The 20911-nt window shown below is 42.1% G+C and carries 18 protein-coding genes and 2 tRNA genes; 4 read left to right on the top strand and 16 right to left on the bottom strand.

Features of this window, described 5'->3' with window-relative positions; all coding sequences use genetic code 11:
• Positions 1-68 precede the first annotated feature (68 nt).
• The 14 genes from pnp to tpiA all read right to left on the bottom strand — a co-directional run bounded on the left by pnp (position 69) and on the right by tpiA (position 14027).
• Complete coding sequence (gene pnp, locus B4K26_RS00870; RefSeq protein WP_296242998.1) at positions 69-2171, bottom strand: polyribonucleotide nucleotidyltransferase; 2103 nt, start codon at positions 2169-2171, stop codon at positions 69-71.
• Positions 2172-2808: 637 nt separating this feature from the next.
• A complete protein-coding gene (gene rpsO / locus B4K26_RS00865) occupies positions 2809-3075 on the bottom strand; it encodes a 30S ribosomal protein S15 (RefSeq protein WP_058023603.1) in 267 nt (88 codons plus the stop codon).
• A gap of 303 nt (positions 3076-3378) precedes the next feature.
• A complete protein-coding gene (locus tag B4K26_RS00860) occupies positions 3379-3552 on the bottom strand; it encodes a hypothetical protein (RefSeq protein ID WP_296242997.1) in 174 nt (57 codons plus the stop codon).
• A gap of 162 nt (positions 3553-3714) precedes the next feature.
• Positions 3715-3876: a hypothetical protein gene (locus tag B4K26_RS00855; RefSeq protein WP_296242996.1), complete on the bottom strand. Its 162-nt coding sequence runs from the start codon at positions 3874-3876 to the stop codon at positions 3715-3717.
• 107 nt (positions 3877-3983) lie between these two features.
• Complete coding sequence (locus tag B4K26_RS00850; protein ID WP_296242995.1) at positions 3984-4508, bottom strand: type 1 glutamine amidotransferase domain-containing protein; 525 nt, start codon at positions 4506-4508, stop codon at positions 3984-3986.
• A gap of 400 nt (positions 4509-4908) precedes the next feature.
• Complete coding sequence (truB, locus tag B4K26_RS00845) at positions 4909-5997, bottom strand: tRNA pseudouridine(55) synthase TruB (RefSeq protein WP_296242994.1); 1089 nt, start codon at positions 5995-5997, stop codon at positions 4909-4911.
• Positions 5998-6005: 8 nt separating this feature from the next.
• Positions 6006-6410 carry a ribosome-binding factor A gene (locus tag B4K26_RS00840; RefSeq protein WP_296242993.1) on the bottom strand — a complete coding sequence of 135 codons (405 nt, stop codon included), beginning with the start codon at positions 6408-6410 and terminating at the stop codon, positions 6006-6008.
• Between the two features lie 155 nt (positions 6411-6565).
• Positions 6566-9292: a translation initiation factor IF-2 gene (gene infB, locus B4K26_RS00835; RefSeq protein WP_296242992.1), complete on the bottom strand. Its 2727-nt coding sequence runs from the start codon at positions 9290-9292 to the stop codon at positions 6566-6568.
• 151 nt (positions 9293-9443) lie between these two features.
• Positions 9444-10928, bottom strand: coding sequence for a transcription termination factor NusA (nusA, locus tag B4K26_RS00830; RefSeq protein ID WP_296242991.1), 1485 nt, complete (start codon positions 10926-10928; stop codon positions 9444-9446).
• 241 nt (positions 10929-11169) lie between these two features.
• Positions 11170-11670 (bottom strand): ribosome maturation factor RimP, encoded by a 501-nt coding sequence (gene rimP / locus B4K26_RS00825; RefSeq protein WP_296242990.1) that lies wholly within the window; start codon positions 11668-11670, stop codon positions 11170-11172.
• Between the two features lie 506 nt (positions 11671-12176).
• Positions 12177-12253 (bottom strand) — tRNA-Met (locus tag B4K26_RS00820).
• A gap of 152 nt (positions 12254-12405) precedes the next feature.
• Positions 12406-12490 (bottom strand) — tRNA-Leu (locus B4K26_RS00815).
• 197 nt (positions 12491-12687) lie between these two features.
• The gene (gene secG / locus B4K26_RS00810) at positions 12688-12996 is read right to left on the bottom strand and encodes a preprotein translocase subunit SecG (RefSeq protein ID WP_025652589.1); all 309 of its coding nucleotides are present in this window, start codon (positions 12994-12996) and stop codon (positions 12688-12690) included.
• 230 nt (positions 12997-13226) lie between these two features.
• Complete coding sequence (gene tpiA, locus B4K26_RS00805) at positions 13227-14027, bottom strand: triose-phosphate isomerase (RefSeq protein WP_296242989.1); 801 nt, start codon at positions 14025-14027, stop codon at positions 13227-13229.
• Positions 14028-14420: 393 nt separating this feature from the next.
• Between tpiA and pilB the strand changes: the two genes are divergently transcribed.
• The 4 genes from pilB to coaE all read left to right on the top strand — a co-directional run bounded on the left by pilB (position 14421) and on the right by coaE (position 19296).
• The gene (gene pilB, locus B4K26_RS00800; protein ID WP_296242988.1) at positions 14421-16130 is read left to right on the top strand and encodes a type IV-A pilus assembly ATPase PilB; all 1710 of its coding nucleotides are present in this window, start codon (positions 14421-14423) and stop codon (positions 16128-16130) included.
• Between the two features lie 211 nt (positions 16131-16341).
• Positions 16342-17565, top strand: a complete 1224-nt coding sequence (locus B4K26_RS00795; RefSeq protein ID WP_296242987.1) for a type II secretion system F family protein — start codon at positions 16342-16344, stop codon at positions 17563-17565.
• A gap of 25 nt (positions 17566-17590) precedes the next feature.
• Positions 17591-18490: a prepilin peptidase gene (locus B4K26_RS00790; protein ID WP_296242986.1), complete on the top strand. Its 900-nt coding sequence runs from the start codon at positions 17591-17593 to the stop codon at positions 18488-18490.
• A 116-nt stretch (positions 18491-18606) separates the two neighbouring features.
• Positions 18607-19296: a dephospho-CoA kinase gene (gene coaE / locus B4K26_RS00785; RefSeq protein WP_296242985.1), complete on the top strand. Its 690-nt coding sequence runs from the start codon at positions 18607-18609 to the stop codon at positions 19294-19296.
• On the opposite strand, the gene rlmB is transcribed toward coaE, so the two are convergent.
• Entirely contained in the window at positions 19259-20029 is a 771-nt protein-coding gene (rlmB, locus tag B4K26_RS00780) for a 23S rRNA (guanosine(2251)-2'-O)-methyltransferase RlmB (protein WP_296242984.1), read from the bottom strand. The genes coaE and rlmB overlap by 38 nt on opposite strands.
• Positions 20030-20262: 233 nt before the next feature.
• Positions 20263-20598 (bottom strand): pyrimidine/purine nucleoside phosphorylase, encoded by a 336-nt coding sequence (locus B4K26_RS00775; RefSeq protein ID WP_296242983.1) that lies wholly within the window; start codon positions 20596-20598, stop codon positions 20263-20265.
• Positions 20599-20911: the final 313 nt, after the last annotated feature.

Below are 20911 nucleotides of genomic sequence, written 5' to 3'. Positions count from 1 at the left end.
CGCCTTGAGTGCTCATTATCAGCAACCAAAGCGGTTTTTTAGATTTTAACTACATCACGTATCGAAGACTAGCTTTGCTCGATACCTTTCATGGTTAGCTTAATACGGCCACGATTATCAACGTCTTGTACCAATACTTTAACGATTTGACCTTCTTTTAGGTAATCAGAAACGTTTTCTACACGCTCATCGGCGATTTGTGAGATATGGACGAGGCCATCGGTGTTTGGCAATACATTAACGAACGCACCAAAGTCAACGATACGAGCAATCGTACCTTCGTAGGTTTTACCAACTTCAACTTCAGCGGTGATGGCTTCGATTTTGCCAATAGCCGCTTTGGTTGCTGCTTTGTTTTCACCAAAAATACGAATCGTTCCCGCATCATCGATATCAATAACCGCGCCAGTTTCTTCGGTCAGCTGACGAATCGTTGCGCCACCTTTACCAATCACATCACGAATTTTTTCTGGGTTGATTTCGATCACGGCATAGTTAGGAGCATGAGCATTAATTTCAGTACGGCTCGCAGGCAATACTTTGTTCATCGCCTCTAAGATATGGATACGACCCGCATGAGCTTGCTTAAGCGCTTGCTCCATGATATCTGGGGTAATACCTTCGATTTTAATATCCATTTGCAGCGCAGTGATACCGTCTTTTGAGCCCGCGACTTTGAAGTCCATATCGCCAAGATGATCTTCATCACCTAGAATGTCAGACAATACCGCAAAGCGCTCGCCTTCTTTCACCAGACCCATCGCAATACCAGCAACTGGTGCTTTTAATGGCACGCCAGCGTCCATCAATGCCAAACTCGCGCCACAAACTGAAGCCATAGAAGAGGAACCATTTGACTCAGTGATTTCAGATACCACACGAATCACATATGGGAAGCGTTCGCTATCTGGAAGCATGGCTTCAACACCGCGACGTGCTAAGCGACCATGACCGATTTCACGGCGTTTTGGAATGCCCTCACGACCGGTTTCACCGACTGAGAAATGCGGGAAATTATAATGCAACATGAAATGGTCACGAATGGTACCAGCTAGTGAATCAATCATGTTTACATCGCGGGTATTACCAAGCGTGGTCGTAACCAATGCTTGCGTCTCGCCGCGAGTAAACAAAGCTGAACCATGCGTATATGGCAATACGCCCACCTGAACATCAAGGGCACGAACGGTCTCAAGATCACGGCCGTCAATACGTGGCTTTCCTGACAAGATATTGTCACGAACGGTGCGGTATTTTAACTCTTCATAAATCTCTTTTAGCTCAGCAACCGTATCATTATAGGTTTCTGCTTCGGCGTCACCTGCCAATGCTTCGATGATCGCTTGTTTGATTTCGTCAAGTTTGCTGTAGCGCTCTTGCTTATTAGTAATGGTATAAGCATCGGCCACTTGCTCGCCAAACTGCTCTTTCATACTGGTTTCTAACGCTTGATCGCGAACAGGCACGGTATACTGCTGCTTAGCGGTACCAACTTCTTCTGCTAATGACACGATATTATCAATAACAATTTGCTGCTGCTGATGACCGTATAAAACCGCACCTAGCATTTGGTCTTCAGACAATTCTTTCGCTTCTGACTCAACCATCAATACTGCAGATTTGGTACCCGCAACCACCAAGTCAAGGTCGCTGTCTTTAAGCTGCTCAAGCGTTGGGTTAAGGACATATTCACCGTTGATAAAGCCAACACGCGCTGCTGCTACAGGGCCATTAAATGGGGCATCAGAAATAGCCAGCGCTGCTGAAGCACCGATGAGCGCCGCGATATCTGCCGACTGAGTTTTATCAGACGAGACAACCGTTGCGGTAATTTGAATTTCGTTCACATAGCCTTCAGGAAATAGTGGACGAATAGGACGGTCAATCAGACGCGACGTTAAGGTTTCATTTTCGCTGGCACGGCCTTCACGTTTACCATACGCACCTGGAATTTTACCGGCGGCATACATTTTTTCTTGGTAGTTGACGGTCAATGGAAAGAAGTTTTGACCTTCTTTAGCATCAGACTTTACTACTGCTGCTACTAGGACAGTCACGCCGCCCATGTGAACCAAAATAGAGTTTGCTTGACGAGCAATACGGCCCGTTTCGATAACGACCTGCTGGTCGCCGTACTGAAATTCACGCTTAATGGTATTAAACATTGTCATATAATTTTCCTAATATTGACTGACGAAAGGGATATCAGCATCGCAAAAAGCTGATATCTGTCATTAAAAATTCTTGGTAACTGGCTACTCGTGATTAGCTACTAATTGACGTTAACATAATTGAAAACTGGGTCGATTAGCGCAAATGTTATTACCTATTTATTTGATAGATTTATTTAAATAAACGATTTAACGTTATTTACTTACTAAAATCTGGTTTTTAGCCACTGTTTTATAAATCATACCCATAACGATAAGTCATATAAATATTCAATCGAGTGCGAGTACTACTCTCAAACTCATAAGGCATTATTTTACAGTGATTTATAGCCATTGACCAATGAAATGCAAAACTGTCTGTTTGCGCATCGCAGTTATAAACCGTTCAGTATAAAAAAGTCGGTTAAAATAAGCGTCTGCCGCATTGAAGGTATAACGCTAGGCACAATTTTTTAACGGTCAAACTTATATAAATGTGCATAAAAAAACGGCGTGAAACTATTCCACACCGTCTTTAGAAAAAAGCTATTTTATCGAGCTTAGCAAGCAAGTGCCAAATGGTTGAGCAAAAATTTTAAAATGCTGCCATATTAAGGCATATTCTTTTTTAGCCACCATTGGTACTCTTATTGCCAAATTAACGACGTAGACCTAATTGGCTAATAAGGGTGGTATAGCGACCAAGGTCTTTACCTTTTAAATAATCAAGTAATTTACGACGCGTATTAACCATACGGATAAGACCGCGACGACTATGATGGTCAGCTTTGTGTTCTTTAAAGTGGTTCTGTAAGTCATTGATACGAGCACTTAACAAGGCAACTTGAACTTCTGGTGAGCCTGTGTCGTTTTCGCCGCGTTGGTATTGGGCAATGATTTGTTCACGATCGGTATTGGTTAGCATAAATCTCTCCGGCAATGCTAAATGCGCTAAGATAAACTTAAATTTTAAGCCTCTAAGCACAATAGAATAAAAAATAAAATAGTTTAATCGTCATTCAGGACAACCCTGCATTACTAGAGTTGACCTAGTGTACGACAAACTTATCAATTAGAACGTTTAGTTAAGAATAAAACGAAATTTAAACGTGACAGCGATTATAGCAAAAAACTGCTGAACTAGCAGCAGTTTTTTATGTTAGTTTCGCACTTTATGCAGTGCTAAACCTTTCTTAGAGAAAGACCTAAAAAATTAAACAGTTATAAATTATTTTTTAACCTCGTCTTGCGTTGCATTTTCACCAAGCTCATCATCCTGAAGTGGCGCTGTTGTTGCCTCCGCCAAGCTATCAGGAAGTTTATCTTCTCTAGGATTGATGTCTTCAGCTTGTTCTTTAATTCTTCTTTCTTGGGCATCCATATTTTCTATTGAATCACTCATAATAACTCCTACCTTATAACGCTTGCTTTATATATAGTATTTATTTCCAACTAGGATTATGAGTTATCTTTATCAATACTTTAAAAAATAAAGTTAACCCTAGAAGAAATACTTCACATAAAGCCGATTCTATAAATATAATCAAAATAGACTAAAAAATAATTATTTGTCTTTTTTAGTATTTTCTAAATTTTCTGCAATACGGTCTGCGGCAGCTTCAGTATCCTCTGTATGATTATTTTCTGTTTGGCCTTTTAAAGCCGCTGTAGCAGATTCTGAACGTTGTTGCTCAAGCTTCGTATCATTAGGATTAGGATGTGACATAATATTTTCCTTTTTATGATTATATTTGATATTTAAAATACGGTTATATGGAACTAAGACAGCTATATACAATATCTAGTCTCTAATATGAATGTTAAATATTTAGTCTAGGATAGCGCTTTGTCAATAGCCGCAACAAAGTCTTTAATATCATCAGGATTACGCGAAGTAATCAAGTTACCGTCCACTTGTGCGCTTTTATCCACAAAAGTTGCGCCGGCGTTTTCTAAATCTATTTGCAAGCTATGGTAAGCTGTCAAGGTTTTGCCTTTAGCGATACCTGTATTAATCAGGACCCATGGGGCATGGCATATCGCAGCCAATGGTTTGCCTGCATTATTAATAGCCTTAATAATACTATGCGCTTCTTTATTGCCTCGAATCGTGTCACCATTGATGGTTCCACCTGGTAGAACTAAGGCGTCATAGTCAGCAACATTTGCGTCTTTGGCAAATATATCAGCAGTAAAGGTGTCGCCTTTATTAACGTCCTGCTGCATGCCTTGAACTTGTTTTTCTTTATTAGTAGTAATAAGAATAGTTTTATAACCTTTATCTTTTAATTGGTTATTAACGTCTTCATATTCTGCTTGTTCAAAGTTATTATGCAATAAAAAAGCAATGGTTTTCATAGCAATCCTTATTATTTTATTCATGAACTTTATATTTTCAAACCTTAATTATTATAAATACAGTATTTATCTTTATATTAGTTAATGTCTTTTTATTTTTATATAGACTACTTATTATTATAATAATTTTATTAGAATTATTTCTTATTTATACATTATTTATCTAACGCATCCTTAAGTTTTATAATTTATATTATTTTCTTGTTATTATTATCTTTTATCTTTCTTTGTTTTTTATCCTTGTCTGCTTTCCCTAGCTGACTTAACTAAGATACAAAAAAAGCAGGTTTCACTATAGGAGAAACCTGCAATAAAATGTGATGATATGTGATTAGTGTAAACTCTTAGTAAGTTTTAACTATCTTGGGTTATGGACACAGAAGCGCTCTAGTAGATAGTCTCACAACTGAATCAGCTTTTTGGGCTGCAATCGGCCATTTAGACTTACCGCACCTAAGCCAATAAACTGTCCTTGCTCATCTATTAGACGAACATCTACGGCTATCTCATGAAGTGGAGCGACTTTTCTAGCCTCTTTCTCACTGGCAATAGCTTGTTGCGCTGCACCATTCTCGTCACTATTTTGCTGCTGCTCGATAGCAGTTGATATATAGTTTCGCAAATCCTCAGTTAATTGCTCAAACACATTTAAGCGCTGCCCCATGTGAACACGGGCGCACTGTTCTGCCGTCAATACCAAAACGGCGTCAAGGGCAATACAGGCATCAACTGCTAATAAATGCGCCAGTCGCTTATCGAACGCCAATGCTTCTAAATCCGTCAAAGTAATAGCACTATCAACACTAAAATCGCCAACCTGTAAGCGCCGTAAAGCGGTCAAATGTCCTAGCGTACCGAGTACTTTAGCGATATCTTCAGCTAATACGCGAACGTATGTCCCTTTAGAACACGTCACAGTCAATTGAATGTTGTGGTCATCGATAGCTTTTAGATCTATCGCTTTGACGATTATATCTCTTGACGGACGATCAATCTCTATGCCAGCGCGGGCATATTCATACAGCTTTTTGCCGTCCTTTTTTAGGGCAGAATACATGGGCGGAATTTGCTGCTGCGCTCCCAAAAACTGCTGCGCAACGTTTTCTAATATTTTACTATCAAACTGTGGAATAAATTTCTCAGCAACAATCTGTCCATCAGCATCGCCCGTATCGGTTTGACTACCCAAAAGAATGGTTGCTTGATAGGTCTTATCGGCATCAAGTTGATAATGGCTAAACTTCGTCGCTTCCCCCAAACAAATAGGTAATAAACCTGTCGCCATCGGATCAAGAGTTCCCGTATGACCAGCTTTTTTACTGTCATGGTTGGGGGATTTAAACAGATATTTCACCTTTGACACGACCTGCTGCGAGGTCATACCTTGTGGCTTATCCACTAAGATTACGCCCGAGACTTTAATTTTCTTAGGCGTTTTATGTGTTTTTGCAGCGGCTGGCATAGAGGCTTTAGTAGAGGCGTTCGACATAATAGCTATTACTCGTTAATTTCTTGCTCATCAGACTCGTTTTGCTCAGTTTTGGTGACTGCCTTATTAATAAGGTCCATCATATAGTTACCACGAGCGGTGACTTCATCATAGTGAAAACGCAAACGCGGAGTCGTGCGCGTTTTTAGGCTGTGGCTTAGTTCGGTGCGCAAGAAGCCAGCAGCTTTGTTGAGGACTTTGATGCTGTCTTCATGACTAGATTTGGTCATGACATCGTTAAGCTCAGGCTCCATAATAGTGACATAAACGTCAGCATAACCTAAGTCTGGGCTGACTTTGACACTAGAGATAGTGACAAAACCTGTCAATCGCGGGTCGTTAACTTCATCACGGATAAGGACAGCAAGCTCACGCTGAATCTGATCAGCTAAGCGTTGTAAACGTTGGTTCATATTATTACCTTATTGGTCATACGGTTTATTTTTTATTGATGAATAGGTTCACTCAGTAACAAGCTTTAGGACTGGCATTTGCTAAAAAAGGCCTAGCAGGGTGTACCTGTTAGGCCTAAGTACAGCTGAGTATTAAAAATTGTCAAACAACTGCTTTAGATAGTACGTGCGAACTCTTGGATTTCGAATACTTCGATTTTATCGCCTGCTTCGACGTCGTAACCACGAACGGCTAGACCACATTCCATTCCAGTACGTACTTCATTAACGTCTTCTTTATAGCGACGTAATGATTGTAGCTGACCCGTAAAGATAACTTGGTCATCACGCAGTACGCGGATAGGTTTATTGCGATAAATCGTACCTTCGACTACCATACAACCGGCCGCAGCACCAAACTTACTAGAACGGAATACCTCACGAACCTCTGCAACACCCAAGATTTTCTCACGATGTTCAGGCGCAAGCATTCCACTCATAGCAGCCTTGACATCATCAATCAAACCATAGATGACGCTATAGTAGCGAATATCCATGTTCGCAGTATCTGCTTTACGGCGTGCGGTTGCATCTGCACGAACGTTAAAGCCGAGCAATACTGCTTCACTAGATTCAGCCAATGTCACATCTGACTCAGAGATTGGACCAACGCCTGAGCTAATCACTCTGACCTTAACTTCATCGGTTGACAGTTCATTTAATGCCGCAAGCAACGCTTCAAGCGAGCCACGAACATCGGTTTTTAATACAATGTTCAAGAATGATACATCGCCTTGTTCCATCTGATCGAACATGCTCTCTAGACGCATGGCATTCTGACGTTCAAGCTGGCGCTCGCGCTCACGGTTCGTTCTGAAATCTGCAACTTCACGGGCTTTTTTCTCGTCGGTTAAGACTAAGAACTCGCTACCCGCAGCTGGGGTTTCAGGTAAACCTAAAATCTCTACCGGGATAGAAGGACCCGCTGATTTGATTCGTTGACCGTTTTCATCGGTCATTGCACGAACTTTACCGTAGTGCTCACCTGCTAGTACTAAGTCACCTTGTTTCAAGGTACCTTTTTTAACCAGAACACTAACAACTGGACCGCGACCTTTTTCAAGTCTTGATTCAATGACCACACCTTGAGCTGCTCCATCTAACGGCGCTTCTAGCTCCATTAGCTCGGCTTGTAGGCTGATAAGCTCTAATAACTCATCAATACCATCGCCTGTTTTGGCTGAGATGCGAGCCATTGGGGTATCACCACCCCACTCTTCTGAAACCACTTCTTTAGCCGTCAATTCATTGAGCACACGATCTGGGTCAGCACTTGGCTTATCCATTTTGTTGATGGCCACAATCAATGGCGTGCCAGCAGCACGTGCATGATCAATTGCTTCTTCAGTTTGTGGCATCATACCGTCATCGGCAGCTACAACCAGGACAACGATGTCCGTTGCTTGTGCACCGCGAGAACGCATGGCACTAAAGGCGGCGTGACCGGGGGTATCAAGGAAGGTAATAACACCACGATCGGTTTTAACATGATAAGCACCGATATGCTGAGTAATACCGCCCGCTTCGCCAGTCGCAACCTTCGTTTCACGGATTTTATCAAGTAATGAGGTTTTACCATGATCAACGTGACCCATGATAGTAACCACTGGTGGTCGCGTTTGCACGTTACTGCTACGCTCATCAACGGCATCTTGTAAATCATCTTCAACTTTCGTATCGCTAACAGGAACAGGATTATGACCCATCTCTTCAACGATTAAACTTGCCGTTGCTTGATCAATCGTATCTGATTCGCGAGCAATCTCACCCATTTTCATCAGCAGCTTAGTCACTTCACGCGCTTTAACTGCCATACGCTGGGCAAGGTCAGAAACAGTAATGTGTTCACTGATTTCGACATCATAAATGATTTTATCAAGCGGCTTTTCGAACTTATGCTGTGATGCTTGCGTTGAACGTAGGCCGTTTTTACGGTTTTTAATTTCACGCTCGTCTTGGTTTTTACGACGACGACCGCGAGTACCTGTGCTGTTGGCACCACGTTTTATTTCACGGCGTTCTTTTTCAAACGACTCTTCTAGAGCGTCACCAACCAAACCTTCTGCCAATGGCTCATCTTTACGAACTTCAGAAACTGGTTCACGGTCTGTATATTGACCCGCCATTTTCCGCATTTGCTCAAGCGTGCGTTTTTGTGCTTCTTCCGCTTGGGCACGGCGTGTTTCTGCTTCGATTTCGCGTAGGCGAGATTCTTCTTTCTCACGGGCTTCACGAGCTTTACGCTCAGCCGCAGTTTCAATTTTTGGTTTTGTCGCTGCAACTTTCTTCTTCGGCTGCTCTTTTGGTTTAACTTCTACTGCCGCTTTACCGCCTTTTTTTACAACCACTGAGGTTGAAATATCGTCATTCTTATCGTCTGACTTTTTGCTCGAGCCCAAGCTTGCACGCATCGCTGCTAAGGTCGCTGCTTGACGTTCTTCCGATTTTTTCTTAGTAGCAGCACGCTCTTCGGCTTCTTTAGCAGCACGCTCTTGTGCTTCAATCATTGCTTGCTCGCGAGCTGCCAATTCTTCAGCCATTTTCGCTGGGTCAGGCTTTTCAAATACTTTCTTTTTACGCACTTCCACATTGACGCTCTTAGACTTTCCTGAAGAGCCGGTCACGCGCGCGGTACTAGTCGTCTTAGATTTTAGGCTAATACGACGCTTTTCTTGCTGACCATGACTTTGCTTTAAATACGTCACCAACTTCTCTTGCTCAAGCTCGGTGACTAGGTCATCCTCTGCGCGAGCAGGCAGTCCAGCATCTACCAGTTGCTGTTTTACAGCACTTGCGGTTTTGCCTACCATATCTGCCAGTTCTTTGACGGTCTTATCTGCCATTTATTATCACCTACTGTCTATTATTTGCTATATGTTCAATTCAGTTGTTGGCTACAAATGATTGGGTTAAGGCTGATATTGGTATTCAATAAACACCAGCACTTTATTATCGATAGCATATCACTAAAAGACAGCGATATGCAGTTACCGCTTATTCATTGAACCAAGATTCCCGAGCTTTCATGATGAGTTTTCCTGCGGTTTCACTATCTAAACCTTCGATATCTTCTAAATCGAAGACGGCTTGTTCTGCCAAGTCATCGACGGTAATGATGTCTTTTTGCGCCATTTTATAAGCCCAACTGACTGTCATTCCTTCAAGGTCTTGTAGCTCCTGACTTGGCTCTTTCATGTTCTGTTGTTTGACCAATTCATCGGCGATGACCACTTCTTTGGCACGCTCTTGAATCATGTCGATCGCTTCGTCGTCTAGACCTTCGATATCGTAGAATGTTTCGACAGGCACATAAGCGACTTCTTCAATACTGGTAAAACCAATATCGACAAGCGCTTGTGCTAAGTCTCTATCGACTTCTAAGCGCTCGTAAAATAATTCGATAAAGGCTTTGCTTTCGTTTTCTTGACGCTGTTGATACTCTTCTTCGAGCATCATATTCAGCTTATAGCCGGTTAATTCAGAGGCTAAACGGACGTTTTGGCCTTGTGAACCAATCGCACGCGCCAACTGATCATTGGTGCTAAAAATAATATCTGCTGTCTGAGTGTCTTCGTCCAAAATGATACTGCTCACATCGGCTGGCTCTAAAGCACTGATGATAAATTGGGCAGGATCATCTGACCAAACCACCACATCAATACGCTCCCCATCAAGCTCTTGCTGAACTGCTTGAATACGCGTACCACGCATACCGATACAGGCGCCAACTGGATCAATACGATGATCGTTGGTTTTAACCGCTATTTTAGCACGCGTACCTGGTAAGCGAGCGACATTACGAATTTCAATGATTTGTTCTGCGATCTCAGGCACTTCTTTCTGCATCAATGCTGACAGCATTTCAGGGTGCGTACGTGACAGTAATAACTGTGCGCCGCGATTTTCACGGTTAACATGATATAAAATAGCATTGATACGCGATTTTGGACGTAATTGCTCACGAGGTAGCATCTGATCGCGTGACAAATAACCCTCGGCGTTGTCACCTAAATCAATGATATAACCATCGCGCGTTTGTTTTTTGACTTCGCCATACATCATCTCGCCAATACGTGGCTCAAATGCGTCGGCTACAAGCGCGCGCTCCGCTTCGCGGATTTTTTGGATGATAACTTGCTTGGCTTGCGTCGCAGCAATACGGCCAAATTCAATCGATTCAATCTGCTCTTCTTTAACATCGCCAATTGACCACTCATCTTGATCAAGGTCCGTAATCGCAAGCTGACACGCAGGCATCTCATGGTCTTCATCTGCTACCACTGTCCAGTAACGATAGGTATCGTAATCGCCCGTAGCACGGTCGATCGCTACCCGCACTGCTACTTCTGGCTGATCGGTATAGACTTTTTTCTTCGTGGATACCACCAAAGCATCTTCGATGGCTTCAAAGATGTCTTCAGGATTTAAGCCCTTTTCATTACTGACAGTTTCTACTACCGTTAAGATTTCACGACTCATGCTATACCTGTCCTATCATTTTATAATTGACTTAAACTTTATCGTTAGTGTGTTGATATTATATTTTCACCATCAGCCATAAGCTGTTTGGAGATTAAAATAAGGATTTATAATGGACCTATTTTAAGAAAAATTATTTTAAATCTAAGTATTTTCTTTAAAACTGCTCTTTAAAATCAATCTTTAAAGCTAATCTTTAAAGCTAATCTTTAAAGCTAATCTTTAAAGCTAATCTTTAAAACTAGGCATCTTCATAAATTAAGTTGGCTTTATCAATATTACTTAATGCAATTTCAAACTGCTCACCATCGGTGGTGGTCAGTCTTAAAGAAGTATCATCAATACTATCTAAAATCCCTGTTGCTTTGCGGCGCTTTTTATCACCTTCGCCAATTGCTTGAATCAATCGCAAGCTGACGGTCTGACCAACATAGTCATGCATCTGCTCATCTGAGAAGAATGCCCGGTCAAAACCTGGTGACGATACTTCTAAAATATATTCGCCCGCAATAGGGTCATGAACCTCAAGAATACCGCTCACCTGATGATTCACCGCCGCACAGTCCTCAATCGTTACTTGCTTATCTTGAGCTTGGTCTTCTGGCAGCGCCTCGATATAAATGCGCAATAACGAGCGACGACCTTGAGGCGCGAACTCAATACCCCAAAGCGCCACATCACAAGCCGCTACCGCAGGGGCAATAATATTGGTCAGTTCTGTAACTTTTGTCGAAAGCTTCATAATCTATTTATCTTTTCCTATTCACTTCTCGTTCGTACCGAGTGAAGTGTTTTTAATTTTATGCATCGAACATCTATGTGTTCAAAATTTATTAAGAGCGCTTTGTTAATCATTGTCTTATACAGACAAAAACATTGCTTTAGCCATGCTCATTATTCTATTCTTAAAGCGTAAAACCTTGACTATATATGCTAGGCGTTTCATGACTCGTGCTTTTATATAAGGATGAGCCTAGAAAACATCAAGCTCAACCAGACAATGCTTTTATTATGTACAAAGCAGAACTATCGATAAAGGTATGAGAAGTAAAGGATAGTGCGCTTAACAAGCATCGCGGCGAATGACGATGGATAACGAATAGCATCGTACTCTATAGAGATAGAGCTTAGCATAAGTAGGACAGATATCGCGATAACACCGACCATCAGATACAAAAAAACCCACAAACATAATGGTGGGCTAATCGTTACTGACAAATTTAGTGTACAAAACATCAGTATAAAAAGTGGTAGCGGGGGCTGGATTTGAACCAACGACCTTCGGGTTATGAGCCCGACGAGCTACCAGACTGCTCCACCCCGCATCAATCTAGAACGCACATTATAGAGAGGTTTTAGGGGACTGTCAATACTTATTTTAGATAATAATCAAATTAAGCATTAATGACGATGAACCCTGCTTTCTATAATGTTTGAGTACAACAACGTTCAAGTAAAACATCATACTCATAAAGCTTGGTGCGATTGGGGGGACTTGAACCCCCACAGCTTGCGCCACCACCCCCTCAAGATGGCGTGTCTACCAATTCCACCACAATCGCGTTTTTCTTACTGTTCTGTTTTTCAGCTTTAACCCTTTATAACCGATGCATAAGGAAGGCAACGAAAGTTAAAGGCGGCTAAAAACAGAGAAGCATTGTAAATCTAACGTCTTAAAATAGCAAGTACTGCTTGCATTAAAAGATAACGGTTAAAATTATCTGTCAAAAAATTAAGACAGACTTTAACGCAAACATAGCTATTGAGGATTTTGCGTCAATGGGCGCGGTGTTTGTGGCGCTGATACTGGCGCATCTAAACGGAACTGATCTTCAGCTTGTTTGCGTGCATGCACAGCAAGCGTCATACTGGTGATAAAAAATATCACCGTTAATACCGCAGTGGCGCGCGTCAAAAAGTTTGCAGTGCCGGCGGCGCCAAATACGGTGCCCGATGAACCCGCACCGAAAGAAGCTCCGGCGTCTGCCCCTTTACCATGCTGTATCAAAATCAAGCCAATCATGGCAATCGCCACGATAATGTGCAGGGCTAATATAAACGTAAACATGGTGGCCTCTTTTGCCGCGTAATGACGACTGATAACGTAAAATAAATCGTAAGATTAAATAGTGTGAATATTTGGTGTTTAAAGATTGACACCTAATCGGTTATATAAATAAGGCGCATTGTACACGATTGCAAGGGCACTATTAAAGCCACTTTTACCAACTGATAAATACATTTTTTGAGCAAAGTCATTGTTCAGTATGGATTAAATAGCGATTTTTCTGGGCTCGACTAAGCTGTAGTACGACTAAAAGCCATAGCAATCGCCAAAAAGCTTTCTGCTTTTAATGATGCGCCACCAACCAATGCGCCATCAATCATAGCGTCTGCAGCAAAAATATCGGCATTGTCGACATTGACACTACCACCATATAGAACGGTCATGTTATCTAATGTCTCATTAAAACCTGCCAGCGTTTGCTTAATGTGCCGATGCGTCGTACTCACCTCTGCGACGGTTGGTACTTTCCCCGTTCCAATAGCCCAAACTGGCTCATAAGCGATGATTAAACGCTCTGACAAACCTGCGATAAATTCGGGGTTTTGCGCAAGTAAAACTTTGATAACCGATAATTGCGCATCAATGACTGCAAGCGTTTCTTTGGCATCGTACTGTACTTGGGTTTCGCCAATACAAAATACCACGCCTAAGTTTTGCGTGAGAGCGTGAGTCATTTTTTGCAATAAGCAGCCATGAGATTCTTGATGGTACTGGCGGCGTTCAGAGTGACCCAATATCGTCCATGCTGCGCCCGCATCAACAATTTGCTGTGCTGAACAATCTCCAGTGTAAGCGCCTGTGCTGGCACTATGCGCACTGATATCTTGAGCAGCACAAAATACTGAGCTATTCCTTAGACGGTCATTAACAGCAGCGATATGAATACAGCTTGGTGCAACCATTAATTGACAGCTAGTGGCATCAGCGTGCTCCTTTTCATTAATGGCAAATAATAAGTCATCTAGTAGCGCGTTGACGTCATGTCTCGTTGCTGGATTTTGTTTCCAGTTTCCAATTACCCAAGCTTGCATACCTATATACCTTGTCTTTTGTATTGCTGCCAATATGGCTCATATGCGCGCAAGTATAACAAATATTTCACAAGTGCTATAGCCCATTGCTATAGTATGAGGCACTCAGAGTTGGAACTGAATTTGCATGATATTTTGTCAAACTGACTTATAAAATCAACGTTTTTTGTAGATTAACCATCTTATACTCTATATAAATTCTTTTAACTTAAAAAGATTCCTATATCATTCTATCTATAGAAAATAAAACCAAAGCAATCGATCATTTGTTTTTAGAATAAATATTTATAATCAATATGCTGATTATAAATAAGCTACTGGCAGTATATATAGTAGGTGCTTTGGTTTTGGTAAAAATACAGCCCATTTGATATCAAGTATAGAGAGGTCTTAATGTCTATCACAGCCAGTAAATACGGCGGTTTAGTGCAGCAATTGATTAGCGAAGGTATTGTGAGCGAAGCGCATATGAAAACCGCGCAAACGGAATCTCAACAGCAACAAATAGGATTGGTGTCTTATTTAGTTGACAATAAACTGGCCAACGCTTATCAAGTGGCGCAGATGTTGTCACAAGCCTTCGGTGATCCTTTGTTTGATCTCGACGCACTAAGCTCAGATGTCATTCCAAAAGACTTGGTCGATGAGAAAGTCATCCGTAAGTTTAATGCCTTGCCACTCTTTAAGCGCGGACAACGCTTATTTGTAGCCTTAAGCGATCCTACCCGAATCGATGCCATCGATGCGATAGCCTTTAACTCACGACTGTCTGTTGAAACGGTCGTCGTTGAAGAAGATAAGCTTAAAAGGCGTATCGAAAATCTGTATGCTGATACCATGCAGAATTTCGATAGCTTTTCTGATAGTGACTTAAATGTAGGATTTAATGAAAGTGAAGACGAGAAAGGTGAAGCCAAATCTAGTGAAAGTATTGAAGAAGCACCCGTCGTAAAATTTGTTAATAAGATGTTGGTAGATGCCATTCGTATGGGGGCTTCCGACTTACATTTTGAACCTTATGAAAAAAGCTATAGAGTACGCTTTCGAGTTGATGGTGTGATGCAAAAGATAGCAAACCCACCCGTGCAGCTTGCGGGAAAAATTGCAGCGCGCCTAAAAGTCATGTCACAAATGGATATCTCTGAACGCCGTGCCCCACAAGATGGCCGTATTAAGCTTAAAATATCTAAAGATAAGGCCATCGATTTTCGGGTAAGCTGTTTGCCAACCTTATTCGGGGAAAAGCTGGTTTTACGTATTTTAGATCCTTCATCAGCTATGCTTGGTATTGAAGCGTTGGGCTATGAACCTGATCAAAAAGACATGTTTTTGGAAGCGTTACATAAGCCGCAAGGTATGCTATTGATTACTGGTCCAACTGGTTCTGGTAAAACCGTTTCTCTTTATACGGGAATCAACATTTTAAATACCGGCGAGACCAATATCTCAACGGCCGAAGACCCCGTTGAAATTAACCTCGAAGGCATCAATCAGGTCAACGTCAATCCGAAAGTCGGTCTAACCTTTGCCAATGCGCTCAAATCATTCTTACGTCAAGATCCTGATATCGTTATGGTCGGTGAAATTCGTGACCTTGAAACCGCCGAAATTGCTATCAAAGCTGCACAAACCGGACACATGGTGCTATCTACCCTACACACCAACTCAGCTCCTGAAACCTTAACGCGTCTGCGTAATATGGGCGTAGCGTCCTTTAATATTGCAACGTCAGTAAACCTAGTTATCGCTCAACGACTAGCTCGGCGTTTATGCAAAACCTGTAAAAAGCCGATCAATATCCCGCGGCAAAGCCTACTTGAGCTTGGCTTTACCGATGCGGATTTAGACAATCCAGAAAATATTATTTATGAACCAGTCGGCTGTAACGAATGCCGTGAAGGGTATAAGGGTCGTGTTGGTATTTATGAAGTGATGAAAGTCAGCCCCGATATTTCACGTATTATCATGGAAGATGGCAACGCCATTGACATCAAAGATGCGGCGCTAAAAAACGGCTTTAGAGACTTACGCCGCTCTGGCATTATAAAGGTGTTACAAGGGGTGACCAGTATCCAAGAGATGATGCGCGTCACCTCTGAATAGTTGTTATCAGGAAATATAAATGAATTCTTTATAATTTTACTCTTATACTTTTATAAACCAGCAATGTTAACTAACAGATATACTTGAATATAAAACAGATATATACTGGTTTTTTACGCTAAAATAAAGTAGGTCAGTGCTAAGCGATAAATTTGGCCTGCTTTTATAGGTTTGCAGTATCTCTATTAGGTAAAATTGTGAGGGTAGTAACATGGCAAAAGCTAAAACCGACATGCTATTAGATTTTGTCTATGATGGGGTAAACCGGCGCGGACAAAAAGTTAAAGGTGAAACGACTAGCCGTAGTTTGGAGCTGGCAAAAGCGACTTTGCGCAAACAAGGTATCACTGTTAAAGGTATCAAGAAAAAACCGAAGCCACTTTATACCTTTAAAAAGTCTATCAAACCGATTGATATTGCTATCTTTGCGCGTCAATTGGCAACTATGATGAAAGCCGGCGTGCCGTTAACCCAATCTTTTGAGATTGTTGCTGACTCTCTTGATAACCCCAGTATGAAAGACTTGGTCTTGCAAATAAAAGCGGATATCGAAGCGGGCGGCACTTTTGCTTCGGCATTGCGTAAACATCCGCGCTATTTTGACGATCTTTTTTGCTCGCTTGTTGATTCTGGTGAACAGTCCGGTTCGTTAGAAACGATGCTAGAGCGCGTTGCAACCTATAGAGAAAAAAGTGAGCTGTTAAAAGCCAAAATTAAAAAGGCGATGAAATATCCTATCGCCGTTATTGTCGTTGCCATTATCGTCACTATTATTCTACTAGTTAAAGTTGTTCCAGTTTTTGCCGACTTATTCAGCTCTTTTGGTGCCGAATTACCTGCTTTTACCCAAATGGTGGTAGGCATGTCGGAATGGATGCAGTCCTGGTGGTTTATCTTAATTGTGCTGATTGGCGGTGCTGTTATCGGCTTTTCAGAAGCCAAAAAACGCTCTAAGAAGTTTCGTGATTTCCTAGACCGTGCGGTATTAAAAGCGCCCATATTTGGCAACATCGCTTATCAAGCGGTCATCGCTCGCTTTGCGCGCACATTATCGACCACCTTTGCTGCTGGTGTACCGCTTATCGACGCGTTGGATTCTACTGCTGGGGCTGCAAATAACGTAGTCTTTTATAACGCCATTCAGCAAATAAAAAACGATGTCTCCACCGGTCAGCAATTGCAATTTTCGATTCGCTCAACCAACTTATTTCCTAGTATGGCGATTCAAATGGTTGGTATCGGGGAAGAATCAGGTAGTTTAGAGGAAATGCTCGATAAAGTTGCCGTCTATTACGAAAATGAAGTCGATAACGCTGTTGATGGATTAACAAGTCTAATGGAACCACTGATTATGGCAGTGCTTGGTGTATTGGTCGGCGGCCTAGTGATTGCTATGTATCTGCCAATCTTCCAAATGGGCTCAGTGGTAGGCTAACAGCCACTGTAAGGAAAACGATTTCATGCAATTTATTCAGCTATTACAAGAAAATATAACACTCGCTTTAATTGTTTTTGGTCTACTTGGCCTCTGTGTCGGCAGCTTTTTAAATGTGGTAATTCATCGGACACCGCTTATGATGGTAGCGGCGTGGCGGCAAGAATGTATTCAGTTCGTGGTTGAGCAAGCAGACATGCGACGTGAGCATACTATCCCGCTTGCCAATATCGTCGCTAACGATACCCCGATTACTTTAAGCAGCCCTGCTTCGCGCTGTCCTCATTGTGCTCACAAAATAAAATGGTATGAAAATATTCCTTTAATAAGCTGGCTAGTACTGCGCGGTCGTTGCTCCGATTGTAAAGCTGCTATTGGTCTACGTTATCCAGTCGTTGAGCTGGTGACAGCATTATTATCTGTCTTGGTCATATATAAATTTGGCGTGAGTGCAGCTGGATTATCAGCACTAGTCCTAGTGTGGACCCTTGTTGCACTAACAGGAATAGACTTTGATACTCAGCTACTGCCAGATCGCCTAACCTTTCCATTAGCGGGCTTAGGATTGGCCGTTAATTCACAAAGCTGGTTTGTCTCACCCACTCAGTCAATCTGGGGACTTTTACTTGGTTTTTTATCTTTGTGGGTGGTGGTAAAAATCTTTTATCTCATTACGAAAAAACACGGCATGGGACAAGGCGATTTTAAATTACTAGCCGTATTGGGCGCTTGGCTTGGCCCTATGATGTTGCCGTTAATTATCTTACTATCGTCACTACTTGGTTCCATCGTCGGACTTATTTTAATGAAAAAACAAGGTGAAAGCCGTCCTTTTGCCTTTGGTCCTTATATCGCGATTGCCGGTATCATCGCTTTACTATATGGCCCAGATATCGTTAATTGGTATCTGGGGATGTATGCATAATTAGCCTTACTTATGCAGGTAGACACGCAATTTCTCAAAAATGCTCTTTAACCTGCTAGAATAGCCTATTGGTATATTCTAGCCACCCTCTTCTATCGGTTAAATAAGTCATTACTATGTCAAATTATGCCTCATCTTCATCTTATTCCTATCAGCCACAATCGCCCCAAACCAAAAGCAAGACTTTGGTCGTCGGCTTGACTGGCGGCATCGGCAGTGGCAAGTCGGCGGCAAGCGATTGGTTCGCGCAGCAAGGGATTGATATTATTGATGCGGATGTGATTGCTCATGAAGTGGTCGCTAAAGGCAGCGCCACTTTACGTAAAATCAAAAGAAAATTTGGTGATTGGGTGTTAAATGCTGATGGTGAAATGGATCGTGCCGCTGTGCGTACCCATGTTTTTACCTATCCTGAAGCCTTGATTGAACTTGAAGCGATCACCCATCCAGCGATACGTGAAGCTGCAAAACTGCAATTAGCAGCAAGTACGTCGCCTTATGTGGTGCTATCAGCGCCCTTGCTAATCGAAGCCGCAGAAGCGGGGCTTGCCAATTTATGCCAGCGTATATTGGTCATGGATGCCACTGAGGAAACCCAGCTTGCGCGCGCCTCTCGGCGTGATGAGCAAAGCGTGCAAAAGATAAAAGCCATTATGATTAATCAGCTCAGCCGCGAAGAGCGTAATCGTCATGCAGATGATGTGGTGCTCAACGAAAGCGATCTTGCGGCGTTATATTTACAGCTTGAGCCGTTACATCAAAACTATCTTACGCTTGCCCAACAGCTAAAGTTCGCTGCCGATTAATCTCATAGAGCGCCATACCGGTCGCCACACTCACATTTAAGCTTTGTAAATTACCATGCTCGTTGCCTGACATTGGAATATAAACCAGCTCATCGCAGCTCTCCATCGTTAGGCGACGCATGCCTTCACCCTCAGATCCCATAATAATCGCGGTTTTACCCGTCATATCAGCGGCATGAATAGGCTTAGCATCTGCATTTAACGCGGTGCCAAACACAAACACGCCGGCGTTTTTAATTTTTTCTAGCGTTCGAGCAAGATTGGTTACGCTCACAATCGGCATCATCTCCGCCGCCCCAACCGATACTTTTGCAACGGTTGGCGTCAGGCTTGCCGCGTGGTGTTTTGGACAAATGACCGCATCGACACCCATTGCCACGGCGGTACGTAAACACGCACCAAAGTTATGCGCGTCGGTAATTTGATCAAGCACCAATAATAAGCACTGCTCACGCTTAGCAATGGTATCTAATAAACCTTCGTCAGCAAAACCTAACGGGCGCGCATTAAGCACTAGGCCTTGATGCTGCGGGCTGCCGCACAGCTGAGTAAGCTTGTCTTTTTGTGTCGGTTGAATACTAATACCATTATCACGTGCTTGCGCCATAATCGCTTGTACGTGGCTATCGCTCTCACGTCCCTGCTGGACAAATAAACTGAGTCCATCAAGCGGACGGTGTTCGAGTAAGGCTTCAATCGCGTGAATACCATAAAAATAGCTGGGTTTTGCCATAGGGAATCTACAATATAAAAGTGAGTATCGCGCGCGGCGATAGAAAAAAAGAAATATAGCGATAATTGTAGCAATTTAAGCGTAGCTACACGAAATATTATTATTAAAAATAAAACAAAACAAAACAAAAAAAGAAATAAACCTTATCGCAAGATTTATTTCTTTTTGAATGTTTATCTAAAGATGTATTAAACTATTTTTCACGCCTTTAATGCGGCGATTTTTTATCAGGCTTAGCCCTCTAAGTGACAGATATACTGCACGATTTCTTCTGTCCGTAAATTAAAGCCACTATTGCCTTCGACCACGAATGACTGTCCTGCGCGGTAGTAGCTAAATTCCTCCTCACCGTTTATTTTGACCTCACACTCGCCACTGATGATTTCGATACGCTCGGAAGTGTTGGTGCTAAAGTGATAGTGCTCGACCAAATTATCACAAGGTAAGATCACCCCTAGCGTTTTATGACGACCGTCCTCAAACATAATGATATGGCTTGAGCAACGACCATCGTAGGATATCGTGGCTTGAGCATTGACTGTTACATTGGTAAATTGCGCCGCTGTCATAGTGGCTTCCTTATCAAATAATTATTGCCAAACTAAAAGGCCGAATTGAAAAACTAAATAGAAAAATCACTCACTGCATAAATGACAGTCCTATTACATATTTTTAACGATTCACTCTATATTTGGCTCGCTATATCTGTTAACTAAATAGAGAGTTGAATAGGCCTTACACTGTCCAAAATAATGACGAAACGCTTACTCTGTCTACCACAGACTTAACTGTTATCTCATGTTAGAAATAGCATACATAGTAGGTTTCATGAAAATTTGATGGTGAGCGTTTATCATTATGTTAGATTATGCTACCACATTA

Source organism: Psychrobacter sp. UBA6766 (assembly GCF_002453355.1).
GTDB lineage: Bacteria > Pseudomonadota > Gammaproteobacteria > Pseudomonadales > Moraxellaceae > Psychrobacter.
The sequence above is the reverse complement of the archived record's forward strand: the minus strand, read 5'-3'. Positions and strand labels throughout refer to the sequence as shown.

What these genes read in the sequence shown, in the direction of transcription:
- pnp (WP_296242998.1), bottom strand. Translation starts at nt 2,171, where the DNA reads ATGACAATGTTTAATACCATTAAGCGTGAATTTCAGTACGGCGACCAG.
- rpsO (WP_058023603.1), bottom strand. Translation starts at nt 3,075, where the DNA reads ATGCTAACCAATACCGATCGTGAACAAATCATTGCCCAATACCAACGC.
- B4K26_RS00860 (WP_296242997.1), bottom strand. Translation starts at nt 3,552, where the DNA reads ATGAGTGATTCAATAGAAAATATGGATGCCCAAGAAAGAAGAATTAAA.
- B4K26_RS00855 (WP_296242996.1), bottom strand. Translation starts at nt 3,876, where the DNA reads ATGTCACATCCTAATCCTAATGATACGAAGCTTGAGCAACAACGTTCA.
- B4K26_RS00850 (WP_296242995.1), bottom strand. Translation starts at nt 4,508, where the DNA reads ATGAAAACCATTGCTTTTTTATTGCATAATAACTTTGAACAAGCAGAA.
- truB (WP_296242994.1), bottom strand. Translation starts at nt 5,997, where the DNA reads ATGTCGAACGCCTCTACTAAAGCCTCTATGCCAGCCGCTGCAAAAACA.
- B4K26_RS00840 (WP_296242993.1), bottom strand. Translation starts at nt 6,410, where the DNA reads ATGAACCAACGTTTACAACGCTTAGCTGATCAGATTCAGCGTGAGCTT.
- infB (WP_296242992.1), bottom strand. Translation starts at nt 9,292, where the DNA reads ATGGCAGATAAGACCGTCAAAGAACTGGCAGATATGGTAGGCAAAACC.
- nusA (WP_296242991.1), bottom strand. Translation starts at nt 10,928, where the DNA reads ATGAGTCGTGAAATCTTAACGGTAGTAGAAACTGTCAGTAATGAAAAG.
- rimP (WP_296242990.1), bottom strand. Translation starts at nt 11,670, where the DNA reads ATGAAGCTTTCGACAAAAGTTACAGAACTGACCAATATTATTGCCCCT.
- secG (WP_025652589.1), bottom strand. Translation starts at nt 12,996, where the DNA reads ATGTTTACGTTTATATTAGCCCTGCACATTATCGTGGCGATTGCCATG.
- tpiA (WP_296242989.1), bottom strand. Translation starts at nt 14,027, where the DNA reads ATGCAAGCTTGGGTAATTGGAAACTGGAAACAAAATCCAGCAACGAGA.
- pilB (WP_296242988.1), top strand. Translation starts at nt 14,421, where the DNA reads ATGTCTATCACAGCCAGTAAATACGGCGGTTTAGTGCAGCAATTGATT.
- B4K26_RS00795 (WP_296242987.1), top strand. Translation starts at nt 16,342, where the DNA reads ATGGCAAAAGCTAAAACCGACATGCTATTAGATTTTGTCTATGATGGG.
- B4K26_RS00790 (WP_296242986.1), top strand. Translation starts at nt 17,591, where the DNA reads ATGCAATTTATTCAGCTATTACAAGAAAATATAACACTCGCTTTAATT.
- coaE (WP_296242985.1), top strand. Translation starts at nt 18,607, where the DNA reads ATGTCAAATTATGCCTCATCTTCATCTTATTCCTATCAGCCACAATCG.
- rlmB (WP_296242984.1), bottom strand. Translation starts at nt 20,029, where the DNA reads ATGGCAAAACCCAGCTATTTTTATGGTATTCACGCGATTGAAGCCTTA.
- B4K26_RS00775 (WP_296242983.1), bottom strand. Translation starts at nt 20,598, where the DNA reads ATGACAGCGGCGCAATTTACCAATGTAACAGTCAATGCTCAAGCCACG.